The sequence below is a fragment of the Corynebacterium vitaeruminis genome, from assembly GCF_001054325.1.
GTDB classification, from domain to species: Bacteria; Actinomycetota; Actinomycetes; order Mycobacteriales; family Mycobacteriaceae; genus Corynebacterium; species Corynebacterium vitaeruminis_A.
Genome location: NZ_JVVM01000022.1, coordinates 261,888 through 286,505, shown reverse-complemented (window position 1 = coordinate 286,505; position 24,618 = coordinate 261,888). Strand labels below are relative to the sequence as shown.

The window sequence follows — 24,618 nt, the reverse complement described above, 5'->3', positions numbered from 1 at the left end:
CGTCAAGCAGATGAAGAAAACGCTTATTCGGCGCTTAACTCGGAGGTTTTTAACGCCCATGTCATCCCAGTTTCATTCAAAGCACGTTTTAGCTGCGGCAGCCGCCGCGACTGCCCTGACCCTGATTGGCTGCTCAGGTATGCCCGCTAACAACGCTGCCCCGGAGTCCCCCGCAGTGGTGACAGTTACAGAAACGTCCCCTGCTTCTGATGCACAATCCGAAACCCCTAGCTCGACTGAGAGTTCGACCGGGTCGGAAGAGCCAGAGCAGGAATATGCCAACAGTTCGCAGGATAAGAATTCTCCAAACAGTGAACTTTCGGATACGGACGATGATTCTGGTGCAGTTACGCTGAATAGCTCGATGGAGCTGACCAAAATTGGCGGCATGGAGCCTGGTAGTGCCAAGCGCCAAAACGTCAAGATTGACGCGACTGCTCACCAGAAAGAATTGGGTGGCTTCAACACTGCTCGGATCACGTTTCCCTTCGAGGAGTCCAATAGCCTGTTGACCTATCCCCTGGTTGATGGCGAAGCAAACGTCAGGTTGCTGTGGAATTTCAGCCAGACCGGAGGAACTGAAACCTGTGAAAACAAGATGGAGGTCTACGATGCCGAAGGCAAGCCGACTGCGAGTGCCAGCGCAGGCGTGACTGGACAACATACTCCTTGCCAAATCGTTCGCCGGTTTGGGGAGAAGGCCTACGCAACATTTACAGAACCCGGTGAATACATCGTTGCTGTAACAGCCCAGCAGCCAGGATTCGAACCAATCACAATCGCACAGAAAGTAAAGGTAGTCGGTTAAAAATGAGCGCTCACGAACCCATCGATCCGTGGAATAGCAACCAGTCGGACACTTCCGAGAAAGTGTCGGAGAGAGCTTCCGGCACTAAGTCCGGAAAGAGTAAACCCTTGACGTTGCCGCTCATCCTCGGCGCAGTCGGAGTGATTGTTGCCGGCGCGGCAGGTTTTGCCATGGGCGGTAAGAATGCTGAGTCCGAACTTGCAAGCGCGAATGAAGAGATTTACTCGTTACAACAGCAGGCAGAGGAGCGGGAAAGCGAGCTGCAAACAAAGATTGATGAGCTGGAGGACAAGAACTCGAAAACTCATCGCGAGAGCCTCAAGTCCGACCAAGCCGCCGCAGCAGCCTACAACTACAAAAAGGCCCTCGACTGGCTCAATGTCTGCGATGCTCGCGACTACATGCCCGCAGAAACAGGGGCCAAAAAGACTAGTTGGGGCTCCCTAGGCGTTGGCTGCTCGTACGAGTTCGAAAATCCCGACGGGGAGATCATCATTCTAGTTAGCGGAGAGAGTAGTGACGACAAGACAGGGAAATTAACCAACGACGATACCGACGGCTACTTAAAATCAATCATCCACAATGATTATCTTCGGCTCAATGTGTGGGTCTCTGACTCTGGGCCATGGGCCGACGCAGAGGAAAAGGCCACAGATATTGCCGAAAAGGTCAGTAATGCCGCTGAGCTCAATAAGAAACAGGACACTGAAGAACAATAAATAGCGTCCCTGCCATAAACACCCATGAACCCCAGCTCACTAATGAGCTGGGGTTCATGGGTTACGTGGGGCCGATAATTCACAAAATCTACGGCGCCGATCAGAAGACTAATTGTTCACACGGTCATCGTCATCGTCATCGTCGTCCATGTCATCGTCACGGTCATCATCCATATCGTCATCGCGATCATCATCCGTGTCATCAACGTCATCGCGATCATCGTCCAGCTCCTCAGTCGACGTCACCGTAGTGGTCTGGACTGGAGTCGTATCGGAGTCATCCTTATCGCCACACGCCGCGAGACCGAAAGTGGCACCGGTTGCGACTGCACCAACTACGGCTACTCGAGCTACCGAGTTTCTCAGGAATGCACGGTTCTTGAGATTGGAATTCATCGATTCTCCTATGCCGTATCGGATAGGTTCGCCCTTCGCCACCGAGTCGAGGGCGCAGCTGGATTAGAACACGTTTCAGGAGCTTTCCCCAAAAGAATCAGCTCCAAACCAGAACCCTCCCCGGCTAAGGTCAGCACCCATTGAGCTGCGAAAGAGAACTGATACTTGACTATCTTCACTGGTCACATCCCAGGTCTTCACAACTATTCGTTTCTGATAAAAAAATTTTGCAAAAAGCTACACAAAAGTGACCTGGGACACTTATTCTTACTGTAAAAGAAACTAAATCGGCGGTCCTACCGATGAGGTTTCGCCTGATTAGGCCTCTCCGAAGACCACAGGACATGAACACGGAAGATGAGTGACTATGACATCTAACCCACAGACCTCGATTCTCAATAAAGTGCGCAAAGCTTCGCGAGCTACCTCCGACCTCGTTCTCGGACTCGCACCGGTGACGCAGGCTGGCGTCCTCGGCTCGATGGGACCCGGCGCTGCTGGCAAGGCATTAAATTCCATCTACCGCTGGGACTTCCTGCCAGCTGGTCTCCTCGGCATTGCAGCCGGTCGCGACCCGCACCACACCGCGATTATTGATGATGGCGGCTCCCTGACCTACGAAGAGCTGCACGAGCGCTCCACTGCCCTGGCTCGAGCACTCCGCCACGGTGATATTCAGCAGCGCAACCGCATCGGTGTGCTGGCTCGCAACCACCGCGGTTTCATTATGGCGCTGTGTGCCCACGGCCGCCTCGGCACTGACCTGGTGCTGCTCAATACCGGCGCCGCTGCCGAGCAGACTCTGGCCGTAATTCGTGAGCAGAAGATTGACTTCCTCTTCATTGATGAGGAATTCACTCACATGCTGCCGGAGGACTTCGATGAGTGCCCGGTCGCAGTGTCGTGGTTCGAAAACTACGGTGACACCTCCTGTGTTCGCGAGGGCTGGACCTCCATGCAGGAGATGCTGAAGACGGCACCCCCGGCAAAGTGGCCAACCGCCGAGCTTCCAAGCCGCCCGCGCCGTGGCCGCGTTATTATTCTGACTTCCGGAACCACCGGCACTCCAAAGGGAGCCAAGCGTCCGGAGCCACGCAGCTGGATGCCGGCATCGTCCATCATGAGCCGCATTCCGCTGCGCCAGCGTCGCCCGGCTTACCTTGCGGCTCCGCTGTTCCACACCTGGGGATTCGCAACCGCACAGCTGTGCATCGCACTGCGTTCCACCATGATCATGCGCCGCAAGTTCGATCCAGCCGACAGCCTCCGCATTATCGAGCAGCACTCTCCGCACACCATCTTCCTGGTGCCGACCATGCTGCAACGCATGATTGAGATTCTCCCAGACAACTACGACATCGGTGCGACATCGCTGAAGGTCATCGCATCCTGTGGCTCGGCTATTCCGGAGGGAATTGTCACCAAGACCCTCGAGCGCTTCGGCCCGGTTCTCTACAACCAGTACGGCTCCACCGAGGTGAGCTGGGCAACTATTGCCACCCCGGATGAGCTCAAGGCAAACCCGACCACGGCAGGTCGCGCACCGCTGGGCACCCGAGTCCAGATTCTCGACGAAGATGGCAACCGCGTTGCCGACGGAGAGACCGGTCGAATCTTCGTAGGCAACAACATGTTGTACGAGGGCTACACCCGCCCGGGTGCAGACAAGCAGGTCATTGACGGCATGGTCTGTACCGGTGACCTGGGTCGCATGGAAAACGGCCTGCTCTACATCTCCGGTCGCGAGGACGACATGATTGTCTCCGGTGGCGAGAACGTCTTCCCACGCCAGACCGAAGATGTGCTCAGCCAGCTCGAAGGCATCCGCGAGTGCGCAGTCGCAGGTGTTCCGGATGAGCGCTTCGGCCAGGCCCTGGTCGCCTGGGTTGTCCGCGACGACTCCCCTGAGGGTCGCGCCCTGACCAATGAGCAGATTCGCACATTCGTCAAGCAGCGCCTCAGCCGCTTCGCTGTTCCGCGCGAGACCGTGTTCCTCGATGAACTGCCACGCAATGCAGTCGGCAAGGTGGTTCCTCGCCACCTGCCGAAGCCGTGGGAGAATGCTGCCCAGGAGAAGGTGGCCTAGGACTCAGGGATCGTCGTAAAGCGAAAGCGCCGACCACAGTGCAAAACTGCACTTTCGTGGTCGGCGCTGTTCTGTCAAAAGTTGCAGCTAACCAGCCTGCAAAACACCCCAGTCGATGACATCGTCCTGGAAGATGTTCTCATCATAGGCGTTGTAGACGTTGATTTCGCTCGGCGTCAGTACATATTCAATGCCACCGTTCTTGGCAATAATTTCGTTTGTAGAGTAACTAACCACACTGTACGGATCCGGGCTCTCTGAAATATCACCGAAGTGGCCGACATAGTAGCGCTGCTGGCGATTACTGGAATTCTCGCAGATTACAATCCATCCCTCGGTTGTCTCAGCAAGGATTCGCGCGTAATACCCACTCGAACAGCGCGCACTATTGCCAATCCAACCGCTCTCGTCAAAGTCAGTGCCGTACGTATTACGGCTCATGTCAAAGCCCGAACGCTTTGATGAAGACTTCTGCCGCGTCGTCGAGGGCGCCGCCGGCTCCGGCTCGCTCGTCGCAGTCTCAGTGTAAGTTTGAGTCTCCGTATAAGTCTCCGTCGGAGCAGGGGCTGCGGTGCTTGACGACGATTCCCCTGCCGCAACCGTATCGGGCGACTGCGGTGACTGATCTGCGTCCTCGGAATCAGAACCCGTGACCATCACGCCAATCACCAGCGCCAACCCTAAAATGAGTACGCTGATGACGCCAATCGCGGCATAGAGAACCGTATTCGACTTTGAACCACTCTGCGGCGCTGCTGGCTGAGCAGGCTGCGGCTGTTGGGCTGCTGGTCCAAGCTGAGTGTCGGAGTTAAAAGGATTGAACTCGGTAGTTTCATTGAGGTCGTTCGAAGAACTCGACCACATATCCTCGAAATCCTGAGGGCTTCCATAGTAACCATCGAAGCCATTGCCACCATTCGGCCCGTGCGAGTCCTGTGGGTTAGCCATTGAATTCGTCCTTATCCGAAAGATTTCTTATCCAGGTCTAAGCATATCGTCGTTTTAGGTGTTTACCGCAATTTTGTAGTTCTGTACATAGTTACGATCGGAAATCTGTCCCAACATCAACTCAGGTTCTAGCCCGAACAAAGACCAGCGAGTTTTCACTGACCACGCGAGCGACTCCGGAGTCCTTGTCCTGTGATAAGTGACTTGCGACCCATCAGTATGAATATGTATCCGGGTATAGCCGCCAGGATAACCGAGCGATGATCCGCGCTCACAGAAGTCCGTCGTACCCACATCCGCAACTCCCCGGCGATTGCGATGAGTGTGACCTGCAAATACCGCCTTTGCCCCTGGAGTTGCAGCTAGAATTTTCTGAAGTGCTGCCGCTTGAGTTCGTTCGAGCATAAAGGATGGACCTCCGAGGTGTGATTGCACAGCGTCATCGGTAATCGGATGGTGTGCAAACAAAATTGTCGGCCGTTCCGGATCTTGGGCGAGCTCTGCACGAACGGCACGCATCTGTCGCTCATTAATTCGGCCACCGGCATAGCCGAATTCAGCTGTATCCAGCCCAATGAGACGGACCTCCCCGACTTGAGTCGTCCAATGCTGCTGCGTGGGGACAAGCAGACCACTGAAGTAATCGGGAATATAGGTTTTCCCCTTTCGAATATCCCGTCCACGTCGGCCATTTATATTTGGCAGCCCCGGAGGATGGATATCATGATTACCTCGAGTGACAAACCACTGTTTGCCCATTTCACCGAACTGATTCATCACTCGGAGGAATTCATCGTATTCCTCCGGACGGTTACTATCCGTGCAGTCACCGTTGACAATAATGGTGTCAATGCCGTCTTCCTTCACGGTCTTGAGCAGGCTCTCCAACTGCATCGAAGGGAATGGTTGCTCGCCAGGCTCCGAAGAGAGACCGAAATTACCGAAACGAATACCGTCGTGATTCGGCTTGCCAATATGTGTGTCATTAGTCAGGGCGATAGTGGCCAGCAATTTACCGCCCAGCGCCGGCAGCGTTTTGAAAACACCGAGGTGCTCAGGGGCCGTCTTGCTCATTGTTACGGCAAGGGTGGGCTCCGCTTTGGCATCGTCCGACCAACATTCAAACTGATATTCACGATCGGGCTCCAATCCTTCAATCACCACATGGTGATACCCGGACTCCGAGAAACCCTCATGCACCGTTTTAAGCTCTCCACCACCCACTGGTGCCATAAGCACCCGTTGTCCGGCTGCAACCGTTGGTCTAGCCAAGCCGTAGGCCGTCTTCACACCCGGCGCGTAGGTCGCCCAAGTAAAGGCCACCGAGGTGTCCGTTACAGTAACGACCTCGAGATCACTGGCCTGTACCGCCATTGACTTAGTGTCGTCCTCGGATAGCCCCAAACCTGCAGTTACCAGCCCAAGGCTGTAGGCTCCCGAGGTCTTGGCCAAAGCCATTGAACTAGCAGCGAGGGTCGCGACTGAAAGGTATGCGCGGCGCGAAATGCTCATAACCGCTAAGAGTAAGACGAAAAAGTTAAAGACAAATGAACAACCGAATCCTTGGCAATTATGGGGTTAGTGGCGTGTGATTTTCACATATTGAATGCATTTTTGGCCCTCATGCTGCCCAATCGGTGAATCTCCGGCTAGGCTCATCATATGTCCCTCAATAATATTCTCGAGCGAGTACGGCTCATCGATGCACCAGCCTCGGAAGAAATCCAAGAGATTCACCAAACTGGCACTATCGACGACCAAGAGGGCCAAATACTCGCACAGCTGGAGCAGCTTGACGCCGTCACCCAGGTTCAACCAGACCGCGAAAGCTGGGCACGCCTCATCGCACTCTTTGCCGCCCGGGCTGACGCCCACGCTAAGCGCGGCGAAGTCGAAGAGGCACAGCAAGCTTTCCGACGAGCCGCTATTTATGGCCTTCTCATCGGGGACGCTCAGCTACGAGAGCAGTCGCTTCAAGCTGCTGAGAATGCCGCCTCTATTGTCGATTCGGCCTCTGCCGCCGAGGGAGCCACCGACCTGGAAGCTGAAGAAGCGGCCCCAAAACACGCAGCTCCTGACCAAAGTGAGCAGCGCACTTGGGCTACTGCTGCTGAGCTCACCGAGCTCGAACCTGAAGAGTTCGGCGACTCAATCAATGAGCTTGCAGGCCTTGATGATCCCACTGCCACGCAGCTGATTAAAGACTGCTACGACACCTTGTCAGCGCAGCTCACTCAGGCGACAAAGGAAAACGACGCCGATCGGCAGATTCAAATTGCAGACCGCGTCATTGTCGGTGCGAACTCATCTGCTCACCCCACACCAGAGCTGCTCTCAAACTGTGTCTTCACCAAGTCGGTTGCACTGGCTCAGCGTGGCTATTCGCCACAGCTAGAGTCCGCCGTGGACGAGGCTATTAACGTCTTCAGCAGCTCTTCCGATCACGACACCGCCGGCGAGACCCTCATGCTTTGCTACCGGGCACTTATTCCGGTCCCCGAGGCATCTGCGCAACGATTCCGTTTACTTTCGGCAGCATCCGGCCACTATGAGGAATCGCAAAACACGCCGCAATCATTGACCTGCCAAATTGAACTGGGCATGGAACATCAGCGCACGAATAACTTCGCTGATGCGTTTACATTTTTCCAAAATGCCGCACAGCAGTCATACAACGCACAGGTTCCTGCGACCTTCACACGAGCTAGTTTTCTCGTCGGAGATTCTTGGGGCAGAGCTATCCAAGAGAGGAAAGTCGAGCCCAACAAAGGCGCATTTAATGCCGCCCGTGCCTACATAAGTGCTATCAGTACTTTCCCGGAAGAACAGTACACCACCAACGCGGACAAACAGATTCTCGCTCTTGCGAACCTGCGGTTAGCGGTGCTCCTGCACTCTAAGCGGGACTTGGCGCAACATCTCCAAACCACTGCCCGCACCTATGCGCTGAAGGCACATTCAATCTTCGAGTCTCTCGGAGAAAATGAACGCGCCCAACAGTGCCTCCAATACCAGTAATGGTCGAGTTGCGCTGAGCGAAAACTCAGCACAACTACGGGGTAAAGCCGTAGTTGAACAGAACCCAACTAATTGGGTCCATACAACGGTACGGGGCAATCCCCGTTTCCTGAATATGCGAGCCCTTTGGCGGTGCCCCAAGTGCCGATGTCGCAAAGTAGCGACACCGGTGCAAATTCCGCCCAAAGTAGTTATTAAATGAGTTGACCAGAGTTTTTGCGTCCAATTTAATCAACAAACTCTCGACCTCGTAATGCAGGAGCTGAGAGTCGTGATCGTCATAGTTAAAACCGTTGTCCCGTCGGTAAGCGGAGCCATAGTTGCCCATAATCTGCGCCCACTCACTGTTTTCAACTGATTCAAGGCTCTGCAAAGTATCAAATTTGGACAATGCAATGCCAAAGCGAGAGTGGTTGTCCACGTTGAGAACGCGTGTAAGATTCTGCAACACCTTGCTCGGGTCACCGCCGAGTGCAGATTCCGAAATAAAACCCTTGAGATAGTTCTTAATCTGCGGAACCTTTAGCGGGTCAAAGAGGAAAAGGATTTCATCGGCATAATTGAAGAAATCCAGGCGCGAAGTGTCCTCTGGCAGATTTTCCAAATCTTCGCCCGCAACATCACGAATAACAATAAAGAAGTTGCGATTCTCATTCGTGCTGCGGTCGAAATGAACACCGAGATGATAAATTAGCGGGTCATGCTGATAGGCATCAGAACTGCTATACGACGGGGTCGGTGGCATAAGGCCACGTTCTTCAAATAGCGGAGTTTCGTAATTGGTTTCGTAGCGCTCCTGCGTAGTTTCATCCGCAGGTTCGACTACAAATCCAAATTCTTCGCCCATCTGTTGCAGGAGTTTCACCAGCACGCCGATGTAAAGAGACTTCCCCGATGCTCGAGCACCGGCGAGGGCAATACAGACAGTCGCTGCGTTTTGCCATCCTCGGGGAAGATCGCGGTCAACGTACTCACTGCGCTCGGCGTTTGGGTCTGACAATGGCTTAAAAGTCCAAGGACAGCGCGTGACAGCGCTAGTCAGAAGCGTTGGATTGTTGTTCATCTTTCACTACCTCCAATTCCCTGGAAACTGACTGTCATTGGGGAAGGGACTTTCCGAATTACCAGGAAACTCATTGTCGGCGAACGGCGCGTCCGGAAAACTTGGACGGTTCTCCCCCTGCTGAGGCGGCTGCGGATCGAAGCCACCAAAACTGGGCACATCGATATTGGGACCGGATGAGAATCCCCCACCCGGGACATCAGGAGTGGGGTCGCTATCCAATCCTGGAACTGGGAAAGCCGGTGGTTCGATGTCACCGAAGTCAGTTGTGCCGCGCAGCTTTCGCTGACTGTGTGCGGTCGGCAGGGTCCCCTGAACAACAGTTGCGATCGCTTCGCTCACAATCTTCAGCGGATGCTGCAAACCAGAGGCACTGTCAGCAGCAGTCACCGGAGCAGACAGTCGACTTTCAAAAGTGGAACCGATGTTGACGATGGCACTGTTGTTGCCTTCTACTGGAATATCCACAGGGTTATCTCCCAGTACCAGTGCAACGGCATTGGACTCCGCTAAATCGACTACAGCAGGCGCGACGTCGGAGATGACGAAAGTCAGGTGGCTCATACCGTCACCGGAGTACTCGGCCCCTCCGACGTACCGATGGCCTTGCTTCACAATCTCAACGACGCGGGATTCGAGCATTTCTAGGCTTACGCGCTCAGTTCCATCGTGTCCCCAACACAATTCCACACTATCCAGGGATGAGCACGCGGCGACGGAACCGGTGATTACGTTAACTGCCTGCGGAATCAATCCAATAAGAGCCGGCGTGGCCATAGCCGCACCGCAGTCGAGGAAGACCCTAACACCCATACCATCAGGCAAATACGAGTTAGAGGTATCAATCATCGGACGAAGATTAGAACGGACGATACCGCCCAACCCGGCCACGCTCTGTCCAACCGAGGTATTGGCAGTGGAAACTTCTAACCATCCGTCATTCCGGGTGAGAGTGGCAATACGTAGTGGTGAATTGTCACTCAACGTCGCTGGCGGGAATTCGATAATCTCCTCCGCACTCGAACCCCGACGGCCACTGCTAATCTGCACCGTGGCGGAGACCGCATTGGAGAAGTCAGTGCCACGACCGGGCTGAATGCTAACGCTAATCTCTCCGCTACATTCCAACAGCTTAAAAGCCGAACCTGACATGCGATTATAGCGACCTTCGCCCTCTAGATTGAGCTCAGCGGGAACGTTCGAACCGGCGGTGACTACCCGAACCTCGAGCATGCCCTCCATACGGAGCCGAGTGGTCGTGCCTGGGACTAATTGGCGAAAAGACATTAGTACTCCTTCAATTCTAATTTTCAGTACTGACGGGAAACGTCGTTGGCACGACGTGTTAGAGGACTGATTCCCGGGATTTCCAGCTTGGCAATATGCTGGTTTTTTTGTTTAATCCGTGAAGTGCGCCTGTCACGCTGTGCAGCCAGTAGAGATTGTGCGAGGTCGTCAAACAAACTTTCTTCCATAAAGTCGACTCGCCACCATGGCAAGTACACCGATACTGCTTGTTTCTGCTGAAAAAACTGAGAACAATCTTCAATCGCCCAGCAAATTAGCGATACAAATGCATCGTAAAGAAGTGGATTACTCTCGATGGGCCCAAAGAAGATTCCAGAAAGCTTGGACAGTCGAACCTCGGGGTACGAGTTTTTAGGAAATAGCGGACTGCGTTGGTGTTCTTCTTTAACCCAGGAGCTAATTTCTGCGGGCGTTGCTCCCGCTAATGCAGCCAATTCTTGATCAGTAAAGGGTGTGACCGTATGGTCTAAACGCTCGGTTTCACGCTCTTGTTCCACAGCGCCCTGACCCCACTCTGACCGCGTGCCAAAGTCCACGGTCTTCTTGCCCGTGATTTCCGCTGCCGTCCTACCTGGGCGGCGCCCCGGACTGTGGGAACTCGAACTGACCGGCGCGAAGTCCGACTCAGATTGCGTAAATTCAGCCTGCTTAGCGTTTACCCCCTCGTTCTGAGACACCGAACCACTAGGTGTTTCCCACGTGGTCGGCATCTTTTCAGGCGCGGGCGGTGCAGCCGCGGACTGCGTGGCCACGAGCACATTTCGCCACATTCCAAGCGCAAGCACATCTTTGCCCTCTGCAGAGAGCAATGACTTCGCATCACGAATGACAGGGGTGAAAATGGAAATATTCTCCTGCCAACCGGGGCCTTCGCTATCCAGGACAGTCTCAATTGAGTTCAGCCCAAAAGCGATAGCTCGTGACTCATGAGCACCCAGCACAGGGGCCGTCGTCACGCCAAAATCAGAATTTTCAGGACCGATACTGGTGGAAAGATCGCTGCCAAAACTCGGTTCTGTGAAGGAAGAAGCAGAGAAACCACTGGCGAACGGATCCTGGCCCTTCGGCTGCGAATTGCTGTCTGCCACCTTTCCCAGTGCCCACGCTGAGACCAAGAGCGCGTCCACCAAATCAACCGCACGGTGATTCCTATTCTCAGCTGCGCTCAGAACTGCTGAGCTCAGCGAGAGTGAAAACTCATCCAACCCCAACCACTTAGAGACGTTAGGGTCGAGTGCCTTGGCATTGACGACGTGCTGGTAAAGGCGATCATCCTCGCTGACCAACTGCTGTAGGATTTTTTCAATCTTGGCACCGGAGCGAGGCAGCGCCCGTACTTGATAGCAGTCCTCGAACACGAGATCCAGGAAGTCTGAACCCCGAATAGCCTGCTCAATCTCCTGCTCTGAAAGCAGCCCGAGTGTTTCCCACTTCATCAGCTGCCTGTGAAGTTCCGGAAAGCGACGCGAGCATAATTGGCTCGGACCGTATTCCGTCAGCAGCTTGTCAAAAACCCGATCACTCAGATTTGCTGGTAACGGGCCAGCCGCAATCTGCTGACGAATAGGCTCGCGTAGATAACGAAGCATTCCGTCATCCATGACAGCTTCCGACACAAGATGCCAGGAAGGATGTCCCTGCTCGTTAGTCTCGACCGCATTACAGCTTTTTGCACTGGCCGAATCGGCATCGAAACACTGGTATTCAAAGAGGACTTCCCAGGCTGAAACAGGAATCTTGGTTTCGTTCAAGATGTGAACAGCACCCTCGCCATCAATGTTTTGGACATCGGGTTCTTTATCCGTACGAATACAGATGACATCGGGGTTCGCCGCAGCTGCGTCATAATCCTCAAGAGGAACACTGACGACTTGATATCCGGCCTCCACCGCCCGCGAAAGGTTACGGGCACGCTCAAATGTCGACCAGTTCAGAGCCGAGAGAGAGGCTGGTGACGCACTCAGGAAAAGGGCCGAAAGCCAGAACTTCGCTTCCTGGTTGGGGCATGCGATTGCCACTACCCGCTGCTGTGTAGAGAGCTTCAATACATGATTGACAGCGCTCAATACTGCACGGTGCACGGCGGCACGATCGACTGGCGAGCCATCGTCAAAAATCCAATTCCACACATTTTCCGGAATGGCGCAAGGGCCCTTGCGGAGCTGGCCGTCCAACGCGGGAATTGAGTTTACTTCCTGCGGCCCAAAAGGCGTCAGCAGGCCGTCCGAATCAAGGAAGTCGGTTGCTCGCTGTCCGCCGAACCCACCGCGCAGAACATATGCCTGGGTGAAAATATTTCCACGGCGTCCTGTCGCATCTTCACCGACTGGCGTTGAGTAGATAAATACCCTGTCCCCAGGGTGTCCTGACTGCTGCCAAGGAGCGTCCAAGACCGCGGTACGCCGATCCATTGCCGCAATTTCATCTCGGTTTGGATACTTTGGAATCTCGATCGGTGAATCAATGACGGTCGGAACGACCTCAACCAACGCCTTGGACTCAGCGTCGTTGAGACCCGCCTGCTGACCGATTCCCCAACCGGATCGACGATTGTTTTGGAAAGAGGCGAAAGTCAAAAAACCCTGCGCCATTATTTCTTGTGCCATCGTTTCTTGCTCTTCCCTCATCACCCAGCGACGAATTGGTTGAAGGTATCCAGCAAGATGCGCCGCGGCATGTGCTCATCTTGGGCCTCGTCCTGAATGAACAGGCGCAGTCGACCGCCAGTTGTGGAGTCGAATTCCTGGTCGCGAAATCCCACAAAGAAGCAGTTCTCAGCAGCGCGCGCTTCGGCTTCACTACCCGGCAGACGCTCTGGAGAAAGTATTGCCCCTGGCTCCGACACCAACTGGCCGTCCAGATTCCTGACCGTCGAAATCTGAAGTTTTGCAGCTCCCATGTCATTGGCATCCGTCTCTGCCAGCGGTAGTCGAGCGGGGTGATAGACACCGACGAAGCTCGGAGGATTCAGGTCCTCTCCGTCTTCCTTCCAAATGAAGACCTTGAATCCGATTCCCTGAATGAATTCCATGCTGTAGAAATACTTTGCAAGCCCCGGGTAATCCAGCTGAAGAGGCGTAGATGCAGTCTCTCGTCCGGCAAAAGTGCTAAGCGGTGTCAGGAAGACCGTCTCCCCGTCTGGGTTTAGGTTCAGTCGGACCCCGCCATCTCGGATATAGCGGCCGCGATCGAGCTCAGCGCGTGTCTCGCGGTACGAATCACCACCGGTACCTCGTGGAGCAACTTCCACCCGAACAATGTCCGCACCCTGTGGCCACACAAAGTTAATAATCTGCTGGGACGTGCGTTCGACGATTGTCGCCTCCGCAACTTCGCCTACCTGCTGCAACACTACGGACTTGCCCACGACGGCCTCGTCGTTAAGCACTGTAATCGGCGTAATGTGCAGCTCGGTCCACCCCGATGGCCACGATGCAGTCTCAGTCCTGGAAATGCCGTCCTGTGTCCACGGATCCTCGATTGCCTTGTGTCCTTCGGCGATGGCGGGATCGTAATCCAAGGCGGACTCGGGGACCGTGGTGATGGTCAAATCGGTGCTCGGTGCCTTCGGAGTGAAGTAAATGCGCACGTTTCCAGCCGGTGGCGAGTACCACGAGAGGATAACCTTGTCGCCACGACCGCTGCTGTCATCGAGAAACGCATCGATTTCCGGCGCCTGCAGTACAGCCTTGACTTCGACGGTCTTGACCACAACTTTGCCCGCGACTTCGCTCTGGCGGAACTTCACAAACGGCTTGAATGCATAACGCATCGTCTGACCGGTTGAATTGGTCTCGTGTTTGAAGCTGTGGTTACTCACACCCGCCGGAAGACGAAACTCCGGAGAATCGACCCTGTCGCCTGACTTCTCCGGCGAGGCGAAAACCTGCACCTGGTCATACTGCTCGACGAAGTTCCAGTTGCCTTCGACGATGCCGTCAGAGCACTGCACCTCAACGCCTTCAACCGGAAAAACCACCAGATCCTCACCGATGAAATACGGTTGCGAGTCCAGAATCTCGTTCAGATCTTCACCCGTATACGCCCACACTTGGTAGTGGCGAACGGCGACACCGGGATTTGCCTGCTCGACATACTCTTTGCCCTCGGTGACAATGATTTGCTGACCAAGGTCGGGCGAGCATTCCACTACCCGATCCGAGGCCACGACACGGAAGACCGTGAAGATGTCATCATTCGTAGGAATAGTGCCCGGTGACCACGTAATTTCGACAGTCGAGGCCTCTTCTTCCTGGAAAATACGTGCCTTCACCCGTCCTTGCGGCTTCAGGGATTCCTCATCGTAGGCGAATTCTGCGAAGTCCTCCGCGTAAAGGTCGACGAAGTCGTTTTCGTCGACACGTGCTCGCCTACCCTTTTCGCGCAACTCCTTGGCCTGTTTAGCCAGGTCGGACAGACGCTTCTTCTTCGGCTGTTCCTCTTCCTCGTCCGCTGAAACGTCCTGCCCCGCATCGGCGGTGGCATCGTCGGACAGGTGCGGGTTTTCTGCCATCATCGACGGCACGGTGCTTTCCGACGGCCCCTTCACCGCGGCCCCCTCCGACGCCTCAGTGGTAGCAGCGCTTGCGCCAGCATCCATTGGCATCGCTGCAGTGATCGAAGCCCACTCGTCTAGGCCCCCAGTTTCCCCACCGGCTGAAGCGGTATCTTCTACAGCCCATTCGTCCGCCGCTTCGCTAGTAGTTGCAGCTTCCTCGGGCACAGCGCTGCCCTGGAAGCGCTGCCACAGCTCCTCGGCGTACTGCTTCTTAGGGCCGGGTAGCTTGCGGCGGATTGCCTCAACCGTCGGATTGTCCATTGATGCAATTGCAAGCAAAATGTTTTCCGGAATCTCCGAAAGCTGCTTGTCAAAACTATGGTCGACCATTTATCTAAATGCCTCTTCCATTAATTATTGAATCGCTTGCAGCGAATCGAGATTGGTCAACCGCCCGTATTGAATCAGAGTCAACGTCCGCGAGAAGCCGGCGCCGTCACTTTCTCCGGATCCCGTTCCAACGGTGGGTGCAGATGTGCCCTCCTGACTATCAACCACCCGAGAAATCTCTGGGTCAATGTCGGTGGCTCCACTGTTCGCAGCCGAGAAGTTCACAGAACCGTCGGCAAATGATGCGAGAAGCTCCTGCCCCTCGTTATTCTTGCCAAAGGTCGCGAGAATATTCGCGGTCTCGATAGTGCGGGCGCCCGACTCTTCCCAAATCGCCATACGGGAAGTCAGTTCCTTTGTATTGGCATCATCCTGATTATTCGCCAGACAATCGCTCCAGGCTGCGCTCGCATCGACACGACGTGGTAAATCCGGGCTCTCAGCAACGTAGACCAGTTTGTCCAGCTGCGAACCTGAACCATAGCCCGGCATACCGGAGTAGTCATCAATCCCATATCGCGTCGAAACTGTAGCGCTCATCGCTGTGTTTGCGTCGTCGATGAGTCGGTTCAGCGACAGCTCTGCCCATCCAATTGGGTATAGCTTATTGCGCAGCGTCTGCATCGAAGTTTTCATTGCCATATCGCTTGCCTCTGCGCGGCCGATGACCGTTGCTCGAGGCAGGCCACCTTCGGGAATCGACACTGGCGCAGTCTGGTTCACCTGCATGCCGAAGGGGAAGTTAATCGCGCGACCGAGCACTCGGCTCCATGCCTGGTGCTGAGCATACGCATTGGTCGTGCGCTCGACTGCGGCAATCGCTCGTGCCAGGTTCCGAGACACAATTTCCTCTTGCTTCCGCAACAGCTGACGTTGCTGATTGCGCTCGTACAATCCGCGGCGCGCACGTGCGTAAAGCAACCACTCAGTTACCAACGCAATGATCGTCGAAACGATAACCGCGGTAAGGCCCCACGGCCAGCTCAGCTCAGCAAGGTTGCCGTGAATCTTCCAATCCGGATTAATTCCGCCGAGCACCAGGTAAATCATCATAATGACGAAGAACAGCCAACCCCAGGTAATCGACCGCATCGCACGCAGCAAACGCTTATCGACACCATCGTCACCCGCTCCCAGCTCGCGAAGTTTACGCTGAATATCGTCAAATTCTTGACGGAATCGGACGACATCTTCATTAGCCTTATAAATGAACCCCATGAGCTCGTTGCCAACTGCCCAACCGAAGCTGCGGGAATTGTTGCGCTTCCAAACCCGGAAGTCTTCCTTCTTCTGAGTGAGGCTGCGATCGGTGGACTGCTTGGCGGCCCGATCGATGTGACGCTGGTAAATCTCGGCACTGAACGGATCGAATGGCGCGACCGTAGTGTTCGGCAAATTCTTACCGAACTGCGCATTCAGTACAGAATGCGCACCATCAAAGGACTCGCTGGAGTCAACAACGGAGAACCGTGTGTTCGACAGCACCGTCGGGTTCAGGTCGCTCCACCCCACCGGCGCAAAGTTCTTTGAATTCTTGCGCTGCTCAGCATCCACCAAGGTCAGAGCGCATTCCTGGTAGGTCCTCCACATAGCCGCAAGCTGATCTGGCGGCCCCACACGGAACTCGTTCGTGTTCTGACTGGCAATCTGCTCGCGCAGCTTGGCACTGACATCGTGCATCTGCTCAACGGTGAAGTTGCGCTGCTTACCAGAGTGATTACCGCAAACTACCTCAATCTGCGATTCCTGTCCGTACAGCAAATTCTGCATACCGCTGGCGAATGCCGATTGGCCGGAGGACTTCATTGCGTTACCCCAGTCAGATGGGGAGCCGATTACTGCACGGAAGAAGAAGCTCAAAAATGCTTTAAAGGTCTGCCACGCGCTGACCTGGACAGACTCCAGTTTTGCCGCTGGCTCGTAGTCTTCGAAAAGCGACTTTCGGGACACATCACTGAAACGCTTAGTGATACCGGAAACGACCTCATCGGAATCAACGGCCACGGTTACCGGTGTGCCGCGTGACGACGTCGGCTGCGGAATCGAATCACGTACGTTGAGCGCACCCTCGCGGACGAGAGATTCAATCTCGGTGGCATCGATACGGCGGTGGTACACACGGACAAGTCGAGTGCTGCTACCCGATTCGGTATCTAGGCGACCTGCATTGAGGTCACCTAGAACCGGTACCTCGTTCATTCCCTCCCACAGGCCGGTCAAACCTGCAATCGCTGGTGCAGCATAGCGTGCCAACTCTGCCGGGCCATCACTGCGATACTTGGCAGTCTGCGGAGCGGAAGGCGTATCGGAGTCCTCTGCTGCCAGAACCAACCGAGGCCAACCCACGATTGGCTCAATCGGCCGATTAATCAGCGGCAGACGCGACAGAATCAGGTGAAGTCGCTTCGTATCGACCTTCGATGAGTGGATAATGTCTGCCCAGCGATTAATTCCCGTTTCGCTGAGGTACGAACCCTCGTCTTCGATGTCATCGAGCGCGACGAGCAATACCTGCTTGCAGTCTCGTACGACAGCCGCGATGGACCGTGGTTCTTCGACAAGCCCCTCTGCCGCACTGTGCTCGTAGACCTCGACGCTATCGCCTTCCCTGTCGGGGTTAACCCACAACAACTCCGGGATGAGACCGAGTGCTGTGAGGTCAATCAGCGCCGAGCGAATGGCATTAGCACCAGAGCCACTACCGAGGAGAATTACCTTGTTTTCCATCATCAGAATGGACCTCCAAACGGATTATCACCGGAATTATCCTGTTCACCCCAGTTAAACGTAGGCTCGCTGGTCTCCGGACCGTCGAAACTGCCCCCGAACGGCTCATTCGGCTCACTCGGCTGGCTAGGTTCAGCTGGCTGGCTTGGCTGGTTCGGTTGGCTGGGTTGAGCTGGCTGCGTTGGCGTAACCGGAGTTTCTAGTGTCCCAGTCGCCCCTGGCATAGTCGGGGCTCCGCCGAACGACGGAATCGTCGGAACCTTGGGACTGCTGTCAAACGATTGCGCTGGTACAGCATTGCCCGGCCCATTCGTTGGTTGATACTGGGTAGCTTCATCCAGACGACGAATCAGGTCATCACACATTTCGTAGACGTCCTCAGCGATGTCCCGGAACAACGGCATGCTGGACGCCACGTTGCGGTCAGTAACTCGAGCAAATGGTCGTCCCTCTGGCATCGAACCTGGAAGCGCACCCATTGGGTTCTTCTCAATGAAGTTCAAGCTCAGCTGTTGCCACTGCTTCAGGTAGTTTTCCGCGTTCTGTTTACGCTCTTCCTTGGTCGCACCGTATGGTGACTGGCCGTGAACCCGATCTTGGCCGTCCTTTAGCCACTCGTGCAACACACGCACACCGGAAATAGCGATGCCGCCAGTCGTCGGACCTTGGTCGCCGTCGTCGTAAAGCCCACGGAGGAGCATGTACGGCTGCAGCGAATCGCCAATCTGACCGCCCATCGGGATTTCCTGCACATTGGCATAGGCCACGAAGATAGACTCCAAAACCGCTGGGAGCCAATCGTAGTCGGCCTTGAACTTAGTACGCGGAGTTAGCATGTGCTTAACAAACGGAAGCCATGTGTTTTTCTTGTCCGAGTAGATGTATGCGAGACCGTCAGGCTCGTTTGCGCCGCGGATGTAAATCTTTCCGGTAATCTGTCCGATAAACCAGCCGCCGATCATTGTCCGACGCTCCTCGCGGGACATGGGCAATGCAGCTGCTAGTGGGCGGGCACGACGCAGTGTCCAGAATTCGTCGAGTTGTCCGCGCAGACTATTGATCTGCTTACCAATCGCTGGGAACAGCGAGCTAAACACGATTGGCGAGTAGTTCGGGTACGCGCCGAAAACAGTAAAGGACTGCAGGTGATCAGCAGTGTTGAGCGACTTTTCGAACTCCCCCTGAGACGTCTGGCTAATGCTCGACGACGACGTGAGTGTACCCAACAGGGCATCCTTGGCTTCCAGTCCGTTGAACGGAATTTCCGAGAACTTGAAGTTGTAGACCTCGTTGGAGTTGCCGTAGACGCGTCCTAGCATTTCCTTGCTGATTGACGCCAGCGGCAGAGCCAGCGTCAGGCACTCATAAAATGCCGTGCGCAGGCGCGACAGACGCTCGTTGTACACGGTGTCATTCGGGGCCAGTTCACGACTGAGGTAGTGACGCAGGCCCATGCTGATGAACTGCTCAAACGGCTCACCCGGGCGCGCCAGCCACTGACGGGAGCGCTCCAGCAAGTCTGTCGGGCGCAGTTTCACTTCGAATGCGCCTGGGCGCGGGTCACGCTTTTCGACGCGCCCCAGTGGGTCATCGAGCAGGTCGCGAGCGACCCAACCCGCACGGTTACCAATGAAGTCCGAGCGCTCGGGAAGCTTTGCAGCCAAGGTATCCTCCGGAGCCTTGTGACCACCGGTGGTTTCCCACATGCCGAGGATGATTTCGCGAATAGCTGCCTGAGTTGCCTGCTGCAGGTTGAGCTGCTGGCCGTCAGTATCCGACATGGTTTTGGTCAGGTGTGCCTCGTAGTCGCGTGGGAACTCCTCGACCTTGGTAATTAGCTTGACATTCTTCGATTCGAAGAAGCGGTCAGCAACCAACTCGTCACCGTCTGAAGGCCAAAGTGTGGGCTCATCGGTGGTGACATCAGCAAGCTTGGTGGACGTCGGCTTGTCTTTGGCCTTGGCTTCGAGATCCTGATGCACGTTTTCCAGCTGACGAGACAGCGGCATCAGGAAGTTGTTGCGGAAGTCCTCCAACACAGGGGCAAGACGTGCAGCGACGCACATCCAGAAGTGCTGCTGAAGCAGCGGCTCGAAGCTCTGAATAATCTGGTCGGAAATCTGAACCGAGTTATTCACACTACCGCGGCCGTTCAGCGGTGCCAGGAGCTGCTCCAGTTGTGGAGTCGGAGCTACCGGGTTGTGCGAGTTAGCGGCTTGTCCAAGCTGTCGCAGTGCGTTAATCAAACCGTCCTTGAGCAGGAGGTTAACGTTCTTAATCAGCGCTTCTGCATAGGCCAGACCGTATTTGGACAGATCCTTTTCCAGAGTACGCAGGAGGTTGTCCGCAAATGGGTTGGAGAACTCAAAGACGGCTACCGAGGCAGCGCGATCAATCGTGTGATGAACCTCGCCCGCAGACTGCGCGAGACGCTGACGCACCAGCGATGCCCACTCGGCCGACTTCATGCCATCAGCGGCCGGAATTCGAGAGTGCAGTAGGCCCTTCGCCTGCTGTGTCACATTGCGGGTGGGTGCACCAAATAGTTGTGGAATCCACTGCTGGACTGCCCCGCTGTTCGGTGCCGACGGCAGCCAGCATTCGTGGAAGAACTGTGCCTGTCGCTCATGGATGCGGCGTTCGAGCTGCTCCGATGCGGTGGCGGGGTCACTCTTGTCAAAGTGCCCCTCCAGAAGGTGGTCAAACACCGTGCGAGAAAGACGCTGCGCTGAGTATTCAGCGAAACGGTCGCGGCCCATGCTGAGCTCTGCAAAGCCCATGGAACCCCACGGAATGAGCTCCCACTTAGTCTCATCGCTAGAACCCCAACCCAGCAGAGAACGGTCGCCCGCCTCCACACCGGTATTGCCCAGGTCATACTGGACGAAGCTGTTTGAGGCTGCATCCGAGGTCATCAAAGCTGCCAGCGATCGTGCCAGACCACGGTAAATATCCCCCGGGCTGCCATCACCGAACAGGGACTTCTGCGCACCCGCGCGGGCACCAATCGGGAACAGACGGTTGAAAGTAGCGGTATCCGAGTGGCCGGAAATTCCCATCGCCTGCAGCAACCGCTGGTCGTGCTCAACCGCGGTGCCAGCCTGCGCTGCAAAGGCCTCGCCAAACATTGCAAGCGCATTGCCGCGAGTACCGGTCATCTTGTCCGCGTTAACAGCTTCAAAGACCTCCGGGGTGAACATAAACACGGCAGTCTTGCCGGATTGCACACCGTCGATGCTGCTCAGGAGGCGGCAGACATCGAATGCCATCGAAGCGCCGGTGCCGCCGGCCATGGAGCTAATCACAAAGACCAGCGGAGTTTCCTTCGTAGCGTCCTGGTACTGGCCGGTGACCTTAGTGTTCAGTTCGTTGAGTTCAGAGTTGGTCTCAACCTTGTTTAGGGTCTGCACGGCAGCCTCAAGGCCATCGCGCACTTCCTTGAAGGAATTAATGGCGAGCATGCGACCAATGGCACGGTACTGGCCAGCACCATCAGAAATCGGTGTATTGCGGGTACGTGGGTTGCGGTCAGCCCACGTAGCGATCTCTCCCAAGGCACCAGCTTGACCGAGTTTGCGGGACAGGCCTGTGTCGAACTCGTTGTAGTGCTGGCGATTACCAACCGAGATGTAGCTGCCGCCGCTCTGCTTGACGTTTGGCACGTCGTACTTCTCCGCCTCCAGCGGAGAGTCGATGGAAACAAACTGCCACGCTGCCGGCAGTCGGTCGATTTCTGGGTCGACTCGGCGGAGGTATGCCTTCAGCTGGTCAATCATGTAGGCCTGCGTCTTGGCGCCAGATCCGCCACAGCCGACGATCAGAAACTTCTTCATAAGAATGAGCCTTTCAGTTCTATCTGTATTAGTCGTGATTGCGACGTCTAGCGGTTAAATCCGCCATTATTGTCCTGCTGATCGGTTCCCCAGCCGGAGTCAGACCAGCCACCACCGGAGGTCTGGTCCCAGCCACCGGACGCGGAGTTATTCCCCGAATCACCTACTGCGCCCCACGCCTGTGTGGACGTGTCGTCGCTGTTATCGGAAACCTGTCCATCGGCCTGTCCCCAACCAAACCCGGTATCGGATCCGTTGCTGGCTCCGTTAGCAGGCGCACCCCAACCGGAATCCTGCTGGCTCGGTGCCTCAGGTACAGGGGTCTGACCCCAACCGCCGTTATTTTGTTCCGGGGCAGCGGACGCTCCAGGGGCCGTCGCAAAGCCAGACGCGGCAGCCCCCGGCGCACCGCCAGTGCTTGATGACGGCGCACCCTGCTCGCCAACCTGTTGCGCGAGCTTGGTAATACGGCTCGCGCCCTTGCTCTGGATTTCTTCGACCACGGTGGCGAGATGCTCGGGCGACATGCTCTCATCACACAGCAGAATGATGGCCTGATCTGCCGGGTTATTCTGATCCACATATGCGAACCAGCGGTTGTGGACGGCCAGTGGCAGGGAGGCTCGGCGGCCGACCTGTTTGCCGTCATCGCTGACACTTGCTTCAGCATCGACAACTGCCTGCACCGGTGCCAGCGGGTTCCATCCGGTACGTACCTTGATTGGCAGACCTGCGGCATCAAGGGACTTGCCCGTCGACTTAGTGCGCACAGCGTTGATGAAATCATTCTGGTAATCAACGTCGAACTCACGTCCGGTGTCCTGTCGCAGCAGCTGCGAGTCGCGCGCAGACACTGGAATACGCAGTACGTGAAGTCCCGGATTTGTCGGAATCTTACCGGTCAGGAAGCGGATCAGGTAGAGCAAACCAATGGGGATAAGCAGGCCGAGTAGCAGCACTATAACGAGTGTGGTGCCGAAAACGACCTTGTTAACCGGCGCGTTGACAGAACCGTTCACAGCAACCTGCGCTGGGGATCCTTCCTTGCCGTCGGCATCCTTGAAAGCGACCGGCACGGATGCTCCATTAATCGGGGCATCGACGGCCTTGTCGACCTTGGTGGTGACCAGAATCTTTCCTGTTTCACCCTTGCCGAGCTTCAGCGGGCTCGCGGAATCGTGATTTGCCGAGTAGTTAATCTGGGTGCCGTTGGTGTCGATTGCGCCGGGCTCAATCCAGACCTCACCCGGCCCCGTAACAGGAATCTCAAAGCTGCCTTCGGTGCCCTTCATATTCAAGATCGCGGAACCCGGGATGTTTGGCGCATTGGCCGGCACGACAGAAATCGGCTTTTCATAGACGATTGGCTTTAGCTGCGTACCAGGCCCATCACCAGAGGGCTTAGTGGCAATCGTGGCACTAAGACGCAGCGTGCCCCGCACGGCATCGTCGATATCCTGCAGTGGGATCTCAACTCGGCCGGTGTGGATGTCGTGGTTACCCAGTGGAACGGTTGTACCGTCTTCACCAACGATTTCAGCGGCCAAATCCGCGGTGCCTTCAAGGCCGTGCTGCTGGCCTTCCTTGTTCAACAAGCTGACAGCCAGCGGCTGATCGGACTTCAGCGATAGCGCCGGACTATCATCGCTGCCATCAACCGCGATGGAAAGACCAGGCTCAATCGTCATTTTGACGTGGTACTTGCCTTCCGACGACTCTTGTGGCTTGTACCCAAAGTTCCACTGCCCAGCCCACTCGTCACCGCCCTTGGCTAAATCGATGTCATAGCCACCCGGGACGTTGGCGTTTTCGACGACATTGACTTCGTTGCCCGCGACTGTCTGGGCGCCGGGCTTGAGTTCAACCTCTTGCCCATCGGGACCTGTGAGAACTGGAGTCAGCTTGTCAGCTCCCTCGACTGCAGAATCCGGCTGCGCGCTGATGCGAACATTGTCAATCGAATTGTCGAGCGTAAAATCCTGCTTTTCGGTCAAACCGCGCTCAGCTTCAACAGATCCACCGTCGGGAACCATTTGACGGAAGGCTGCCATAAGTTCACCGGGGTTGTTGGCGAACAAGTGCTGACCACTCGGGGCGCTGTCCGAGCAATCCCCCTCAGAAATGCGGCGCAAATCAGGAGTGTCCGTTGCGGACTTCTCCGGTGCCAAGCCGACTGTGAAAATCAACGTATCGGCTGCACGCAGACGTCCAACAGCGCCTTCTGGTCGGCAGACATCCTGCATTACAGCCTCAGCGCCACCGGCTTCACGTGTGGGGAAACCATCACTGAAAAATAGAATCGCCTTACAGTCTGATGTGCCATCGCTTACGGCTTCGGCAGCGCCATCCAAACCCTTGGCGTAGTCGGTATACTCGCCGTCCGTGCGGTCCTTAAACGCTTCGATATCACGGTCTACGTTCGTGCCGTTTCCATCAATCGCGAGCTTCTGCCAACCACCGTGAGGTAGGTAGTCGTCAGCAAAGCCACCGAGTTTGATATTAATTGCGGCCTTGTTGTCATCGGCGTAGCGAGCCATCTCACGCGCAAAGTTCATCGCTGCATCGACACGTTTTCCTTCAGCGTCGGTCGCCTGAGGGTTAGACCCCTTACCAACGAGTGATCCGGTCTCGTCGATTACAAGCAAAATGTCAGCGCTTTTCGAACCCTGGATACACGCGGCCAGACGCTGAGCTGCGTTCTGATTCGTGTCCGGGTTCTCCTGTGCATTGGCAAAGGTACCGAGGCTCGAGGACACAATGGCCGTAGATGCCAGAACGCCAGTGGCAAAAGCCTTCTTATAAAAAGTTTTAGACATCAACGAAT

14 protein-coding genes are annotated in these 24,618 nt (G+C 55.6%); 4 read left to right on the top strand and 10 right to left on the bottom strand.

Features of this window, described 5'->3' with window-relative positions; genetic code table 11:
• Positions 1-58 precede the first annotated feature (58 nt).
• Positions 59-808, top strand: a complete 750-nt coding sequence (locus tag ADA16_RS07135) for a hypothetical protein (protein WP_239659382.1) — start codon at positions 59-61, stop codon at positions 806-808.
• Positions 809-810: 2 nt separating this feature from the next.
• The gene (locus ADA16_RS07130; RefSeq protein ID WP_048760441.1) at positions 811-1,527 is read left to right on the top strand and encodes a hypothetical protein; all 717 of its coding nucleotides are present in this window, start codon (positions 811-813) and stop codon (positions 1,525-1,527) included.
• A gap of 108 nt (positions 1,528-1,635) precedes the next feature.
• Here ADA16_RS07130 and ADA16_RS11210 read toward each other — a convergent pair whose 3' ends face one another.
• On the bottom strand, positions 1,636-1,923 hold the full coding sequence (locus ADA16_RS11210; protein WP_048760439.1) for a hypothetical protein: 288 nt from the start codon (positions 1,921-1,923) through the stop codon (positions 1,636-1,638).
• A 367-nt stretch (positions 1,924-2,290) separates the two neighbouring features.
• Between ADA16_RS11210 and ADA16_RS07120 the strand changes: the two genes are divergently transcribed.
• A complete protein-coding gene (locus tag ADA16_RS07120) occupies positions 2,291-4,009 on the top strand; it encodes an AMP-binding protein (protein ID WP_053084304.1) in 1,719 nt (572 codons plus the stop codon).
• Between the two features lie 87 nt (positions 4,010-4,096).
• Here the strand turns inward: ADA16_RS07120 and ADA16_RS07115 are convergent, their stop codons facing one another.
• Positions 4,097-4,957 (bottom strand): hypothetical protein, encoded by an 861-nt coding sequence (locus ADA16_RS07115; RefSeq protein WP_048760438.1) that lies wholly within the window; start codon positions 4,955-4,957, stop codon positions 4,097-4,099.
• 54 nt (positions 4,958-5,011) lie between these two features.
• Positions 5,012-6,469 (bottom strand): purple acid phosphatase family protein, encoded by a 1,458-nt coding sequence (locus tag ADA16_RS07110; protein ID WP_048760436.1) that lies wholly within the window; start codon positions 6,467-6,469, stop codon positions 5,012-5,014.
• 150 nt (positions 6,470-6,619) lie between these two features.
• Between ADA16_RS07110 and ADA16_RS07105 the strand changes: the two genes are divergently transcribed.
• Positions 6,620-7,975 (top strand): hypothetical protein, encoded by a 1,356-nt coding sequence (locus ADA16_RS07105; protein WP_048760434.1) that lies wholly within the window; start codon positions 6,620-6,622, stop codon positions 7,973-7,975.
• Positions 7,976-8,009: 34 nt separating this feature from the next.
• Here the strand turns inward: ADA16_RS07105 and ADA16_RS07100 are convergent, their stop codons facing one another.
• The 7 genes from ADA16_RS07100 to ADA16_RS07070 are packed head-to-tail and all read right to left on the bottom strand — an operon-like array spanning position 8,010 to position 24,610.
• The gene (locus ADA16_RS07100) at positions 8,010-9,038 is read right to left on the bottom strand and encodes a TRAFAC clade GTPase domain-containing protein (RefSeq protein ID WP_005510147.1); all 1,029 of its coding nucleotides are present in this window, start codon (positions 9,036-9,038) and stop codon (positions 8,010-8,012) included.
• Positions 9,039-9,044: 6 nt separating this feature from the next.
• Entirely contained in the window at positions 9,045-10,325 is a 1,281-nt protein-coding gene (locus ADA16_RS07095) for a hypothetical protein (protein ID WP_152680737.1), read from the bottom strand.
• Positions 10,326-10,348: 23 nt separating this feature from the next.
• Positions 10,349-12,952 (bottom strand): hypothetical protein, encoded by a 2,604-nt coding sequence (locus ADA16_RS07090; RefSeq protein ID WP_152680736.1) that lies wholly within the window; start codon positions 12,950-12,952, stop codon positions 10,349-10,351.
• 20 nt (positions 12,953-12,972) lie between these two features.
• Positions 12,973-15,234, bottom strand: coding sequence for a hypothetical protein (locus tag ADA16_RS07085; protein ID WP_048760430.1), 2,262 nt, complete (start codon positions 15,232-15,234; stop codon positions 12,973-12,975).
• Between the two features lie 24 nt (positions 15,235-15,258).
• On the bottom strand, positions 15,259-17,964 hold the full coding sequence (locus ADA16_RS07080) for a hypothetical protein (RefSeq protein ID WP_048760428.1): 2,706 nt from the start codon (positions 17,962-17,964) through the stop codon (positions 15,259-15,261).
• Positions 17,964-21,794, bottom strand: coding sequence for a tubulin-like doman-containing protein (locus ADA16_RS07075; protein ID WP_048760426.1), 3,831 nt, complete (start codon positions 21,792-21,794; stop codon positions 17,964-17,966). The genes ADA16_RS07080 and ADA16_RS07075 overlap by 1 nt, the downstream gene beginning before the upstream one ends.
• 47 nt (positions 21,795-21,841) lie before the next feature.
• Positions 21,842-24,610: a vWA domain-containing protein gene (locus tag ADA16_RS07070; RefSeq protein ID WP_048760425.1), complete on the bottom strand. Its 2,769-nt coding sequence runs from the start codon at positions 24,608-24,610 to the stop codon at positions 21,842-21,844.
• Positions 24,611-24,618 lie beyond the last annotated feature (8 nt).